Source organism: Pseudokineococcus marinus, from assembly GCF_013004605.1.
GTDB lineage: Bacteria > Actinomycetota > Actinomycetes > Actinomycetales > Quadrisphaeraceae > Pseudokineococcus > Pseudokineococcus marinus.
The window spans coordinates 1-4,785 of sequence record NZ_JABEMA010000241.1 but is presented as its reverse complement, the minus strand read 5'-3'; the positions used below and the strand labels follow the sequence as shown (position 1 = coordinate 4,785).

The following is a 4,785-nucleotide window of genomic DNA, read 5'->3' as shown; positions in this document are numbered from 1 at the left end:
GCGGGCGTCGCCGTAGCGGCCCGTGAAGGCGAGCCAGAGCCCGCCGTTGCTGTTGTCGAAGGAGGCCAGCAGCGCCAGGATCGAGATCCCGAGGATGCCGTCGAGCCCCACCACCGAGCCGAGCGCGACGACGACGGACGCCGGGATGAGGCTCTTCATGAGCAGCGCGACCCCGGCGTGCGCGAGCACCGGCCCGCTCGTCGCGCCCGTCACCTGCGTGCCGGTCATGAAGATCAGCAGGCCGATGAGGGGCAGCGCGCTGTCCTGGAACAGCGCCGTCGTGAAGCTGCCGATGCCGAGGGCGCCCGGGGCGAAGGTGCCCACGACCGACCCGAGCACGAGCGGCACGAGCATGAGCCCGCCGGGGATGCGGTTCATCGTCGCGAACATCGGCACCCGCGACCGGGGGGCGCTCTGCGTCTGGGACACCTGGTCCACCTCCACGACGCACACCTGCGGGCGCCGGATCGTCACCTGTACGGACGACCTGTCCGTACAGGTGGGTACTGTGGACCTGGCGGCCGGTGCGGAGCAACCCCCGTGGCACCGCACCGGTCGCCCTCCACGTCGGGCTGCCGCCGTCCGGGCCCAGCCTTCAGGGCCCAGCCTTCAGGGCCCAGCCGTCAGGGCGCCTCGCTGCCCCGCTCGCGCTCCTGGACGACGAGGTCCTCGAGGTCCTTGAGCCGGTGGCGGCCGTCGAGCGCGCGCTTCATGCGGAAGTTGCCCTCGAGGCGCTTGGCGTTCCGGTCCAGGAACCACCAGTAGCCGGCGGTGAACGGGCAGGCGTCCTCCCCCACGCGCACCGTCGGCTTGTAGCGGCAGCCGCGGCAGTGGTCGCTCATCCGGTTGATGTACGCGCCGCCCGAGGCGTAGGGCTTCGTCGCCATGAGCCCGCCGTCGGCGTGCTGGCTCATGCCGACGACGTTGGCCGCCATCACCCAGTCGTAGCCGTCGACGAAGCTCCGCTGGAACCAGCGCGTGAGCTCGCCCGGGTCCCACCCGCGCTGCAGGGCGTAGTTGCCGAGCACCATGAGGCGCGGGATGTGGTGGACCCACCCGCGGTCGCGCACCCCGCGCAGCGCGTGCGAGAGGCAGCGCGCCTCGACGGCGTCGGCGTCGAGGTCCCAGAACCACTGCGGCAGCGGCTCGTGCGCCTCCAGGGCGTTGCGCCGCGTGTAGTCCGAGCCCGCGTACCAGTAGACGTGCCAGATGTAGTCGCGCCAGCCGATGAGCTGGCGCACGTACCCCTCGACGGACGCCAGCGGGGCGTCGCCGTCGCGGTAGGCGCGCTCTGCGCGGTCGACGCACTCGAGCGGGTCGAGCAGCCCCAGGTTCATCGGCGCGGAGAGCATGGAGTGGGCCATCCACTCGTCGCCCTCGAGGATGGCGTCCTCGTGCGGGCCGAAGGCGGGGAGCCGGTGGTCGACGAAGTCGTCGAGCGCGGCGAGCGCCTCCGTCCGGCTCGCCGCGAAGGCGCGCGGCCCGTCGCGCCCGACGAAGGAGACGTCGCCGTCGGCCTCCCAGCGGTCGAGGTCGGCGCGCACCTCCTCGTCGATCTCGTCCTCCTCGGGCATCCACGGGTGCGGCAGGCCGAGGTCGTCGGCGCCCTTGGGCGGGGGCTCGCGGTTCTCGTGGTCGAGGTTCCACTGCCCGCCGACCGGCTCGGCGCCGTCCATGAGGACGTCGTGGGCGCGGCGGGCGCGGCGGTAGAAGTCCTCCATGAGCAGCTGCCGCGTGCCGTCGGCCCAGCGCCGGAAGTCCTCCCGCGGCGTCGCGTAGCCCCGCGCCGGGAGCACCTCGACGGCCGGCAGGTCGCCCGATCCGTCGAGCGAGCGCACGAGGTCCTCGGCCTGGCGCGACGTCGGTGAGCAGACCGACAGCGGCAGCGCCTTCTTCGGCAGCCTCGCGAGGCCCTCGCCGTAGGTGTCGGTGCGCAGGTAGGTGCAGCGGTCACCGAGCTCGGCGGCGCGGTGACGCATCGCCGAGAGGATGAGGTGCGCCTTCTGCCGGTGGAAGCGGCGGCGCGTGAAGACCTTCCGCGACTCGATGAGCACGACGGGCTGCTCGCCGTCGTCGCCCGGGCTCTCCGTGTCGCCGAGGAAGTGCGGGCCCAGCTGGTCGCCGAACAGCCAGCGGGTGGGGCCGGGAGTGGTCGCCATGCGGCGATGCTGTGGCAGGTGGCCGTGGGACGCCCGTCGACCCGCGCGCGAGGGCACGATGCCGGGGTGACGACGGCCTCCGCGAAGACGCGACGACGGTCCGGGCGCTTCCGCGTCGGCCTCGCCCTCGCGCTCGGCGTCGTCCTCCTGTGGTGCCTGCTGCTCCTCCTCGTGCTCGACCCGATGACCACGGTCTCGACGGACCTCGCCGCGCTCTACGGCGACCCGCTCCGCGGCGGTGCGGCGGTCGCCGTCGTCACGGCGGTGCTCGGCGGGGTCGCCGCGGGGACGTGGTCCTCGCCGTCGGCACGGACGCCGCGGTGGGCCGGGTGCCGTCGGCCGCGCGAGCGCGCCTCGTGCTCGCGGCGTCCGCGCTGGGCGCGCTCGGCGCCGTCGCGACGACCACGGGGGTGCTCGGCTTCCCGGTGGGCCTCGGGTTCTACAGCCGCGGCGAGGAGCTGGGCGTCGCGCCGCCGGGCGGGTCGTTGAGCACGGCGCTGGCGGTCACGTCGGGCGTCGGGGTGGCGGCGGTCGCCACCGGCGCCCTGCTGGCCCTCGTCGCCGTCGCCCTCCGCTGCCGCGGAGGTGGCTGCACGAGGACGGCGTAGAGACCGTCGTGGTGCAGCCACCTCGGCTCAGGCGGGGCCGACGAGCAGCCCCACGTCGTCGGCCCCGCGCGCGAGCGCCACGCGCCGGGCCTCGTCCTCCAGGGCGGCGCGCACGCCCCCGGGCTGGTCGAGGAAGAGCGAGGCCGTGACGTCGTCCCGCCGTCCGGCCGCGCGCCGCGGCCCGGCCTTCGCGCGCCACGTGCCGACGACCTCGGTGCCGGCGAGCACGGCGCCCGGGTTCCCCAGCATCCGCCACACCTCCCGACGGCGGGCGGGCTCCGGCACCGTGACGGCGCGGTCGCGCGACTGCAGCCACGGGTCGCCGGGCGGGAGGAGACGGACGGTCCCGGCGGCGCGCGCCTCGACGTCCGGGTCCTCGAGGAGGGCCACGAGCGACGGCGTGGCGAGCGTCGCCCGGCCGTCGACCTCCACCGGCAGGAGGTCGTCCGGCAGCACGGCGCGCAGGACGCGGGCGGAGGTGCCGACGAGCGCCGCGAGGTCGCCCGGCGCGACGGGGCCGTGGAGGTCGACGAGCCGGCGCAGCAGGCCGGACAGGGCCCGGGGGGCGGGGACGCCGAGGTCCTCGGGCCAGTCCGGGGTCGACCGCAGCAGGAGGGCCCGGGCCGACGTGTCGAGCACCAGTCCGGCCTGGAGGCCGGCGGGCTGGAAGGTCAGGGCGGAGAGGTGCTGGGCGTCGCACGAGGCGCACCAGTGGGTGAGCGACGCGGGCACGCGGTCGCTCGCGCCTCGGCTGAGGTCCCCCTTCGCCACCACGCCCCCGTGCTCGGCGACGACGGCGCGCACGGCCGCGGTGACGAGCCGCCACGCCTCGAGCCCGAGGTCCCGCCCACCGGCCGCCTGGGGGGAGGTGAGGCGCGCGCGGACGTCCTCGTCGGACACGGGGTGCACCGCCCGGGCGAGGGCGGGCAGGTCCTCGCGCCGGTGCGCGTGCGGCGCACCGCGCAGCGCCCACGCCGCCGGGAACGGACCGTCGGGGCGGCCGACGTCGGCCACGTCACCCTCCGCGCGCGCGGCGGCGGCCACGCGCGCCGAGCCGTAGGGGGTCTCGGCCAGCCCGACGTCGAGGACGGCGAGGTCGCGGACGGCCGGCACCCGGGCGTCGAGCTGCTGCGCGACGAGCCGGGCGGCCAGCGCGCGGGCACGGCTCGTGCGCACGACAGGGGCCGCCGGGCGCGCCATGCGGCGGAGCGTAGGACCGTCGCGGCGTCCGATGGCGCGTCGCGACGGCGCGGCACCGCCCGCGCCTTAGCGTCCGGTCCATGCGCTTCGGACTCTTCGTGCCCCAGGGCTGGCGGCTGGACCTCGTGGGCGTCGAGCCCTCCGACCAGTGGGCGGTGATGAAGGGGCTCGCGCAGCGCGCCGACGCCGGGCCGTGGGAGTCGGTGTGGGTCTACGACCACGTGCACACGGTCCCAGTGCCCACCGAGGAGGCCACCCACGAGGCGTGGACGCTCATGGCGGCCTTCGCCGCCGTCACCGACCGCGTGCGCCTCGGGCAGATGTGCACCTGCATGGGCTACCGGAACCCCGCCTACCTCGCGAAGGTCGCGGCGACGGTCGACGTCGTCTCCGGCGGCCGGGTCGAGATGGGCATCGGCGCCGGCTGGTACGAGCACGAGTGGCGCGCCTACGGCTACGGGTTCCCGCGGGCCGGCGAGCGCCTCGCGATGCTCGAGGAGGGCGTCGAGGTCATGCGGCAGCTGTGGACCGACGGCGTCGCGACGCTCGACGGCGAGCACTACCAGGTGGACGGCGCGATCTGCCGCCCGCTGCCGCTGCAGGAGGGCGGCATCCCCTTCTGGATCGCCGGGGGCGGGGAGAAGAAGACCCTGAGGACGGCCGCGAAGTACGCCGGGTACACCAACTTCGACGGCTCGCCGGAGGGCTTCGCGCACAAGTCGTCGGTGCTCGAGGGCCACTGCCGCGACCTCGGCCGCGACTACGCCGAGATCACCCGCTCGGCCAACTACAACGTCGTCATCGGCCGCGACGAGGCC

5 protein-coding genes are annotated in these 4,785 nt (G+C 75.7%); 2 read left to right on the top strand and 3 right to left on the bottom strand.

The features are described from left to right. A partial coding sequence (locus HLB09_RS13105) for a 2-keto-3-deoxygluconate permease (protein WP_171203793.1) occupies positions 1–390 on the bottom strand: 390 nt, incomplete at its 3' end. Positions 391–623: 233 nt separating this feature from the next. After that, entirely contained in the window at positions 624–2,159 is a 1,536-nt protein-coding gene (locus HLB09_RS13100) for a cryptochrome/photolyase family protein (protein ID WP_171203792.1), read from the bottom strand. Positions 2,160–2,449: 290 nt separating this feature from the next. Between HLB09_RS13100 and HLB09_RS13095 the strand changes: the two genes are divergently transcribed. Next, a complete protein-coding gene (locus HLB09_RS13095; RefSeq protein WP_171203791.1) occupies positions 2,450–2,767 on the top strand; it encodes a hypothetical protein in 318 nt (105 codons plus the stop codon). Positions 2,768–2,794: 27 nt separating this feature from the next. Here HLB09_RS13095 and HLB09_RS13090 read toward each other — a convergent pair whose 3' ends face one another. After that, a complete protein-coding gene (locus HLB09_RS13090; RefSeq protein WP_171203790.1) occupies positions 2,795–3,967 on the bottom strand; it encodes a DNA glycosylase AlkZ-like family protein in 1,173 nt (390 codons plus the stop codon). A gap of 80 nt (positions 3,968–4,047) precedes the next feature. Between HLB09_RS13090 and HLB09_RS13085 the strand changes: the two genes are divergently transcribed. Continuing rightward, on the top strand, positions 4,048–4,785 hold a 738-nt coding region (locus HLB09_RS13085), incomplete at its 3' end, for an LLM class F420-dependent oxidoreductase (RefSeq protein ID WP_171203789.1).

Excerpts from the sequence above, each read along its gene's own strand:
- HLB09_RS13100 (WP_171203792.1), bottom strand. The coding sequence starts at position 2,159 with ATGGCGACCACTCCCGGCCCCACCCGCTGGCTGTTCGGCGACCAGCTG.
- HLB09_RS13090 (WP_171203790.1), bottom strand. The coding sequence starts at position 3,967 with ATGGCGCGCCCGGCGGCCCCTGTCGTGCGCACGAGCCGTGCCCGCGCG.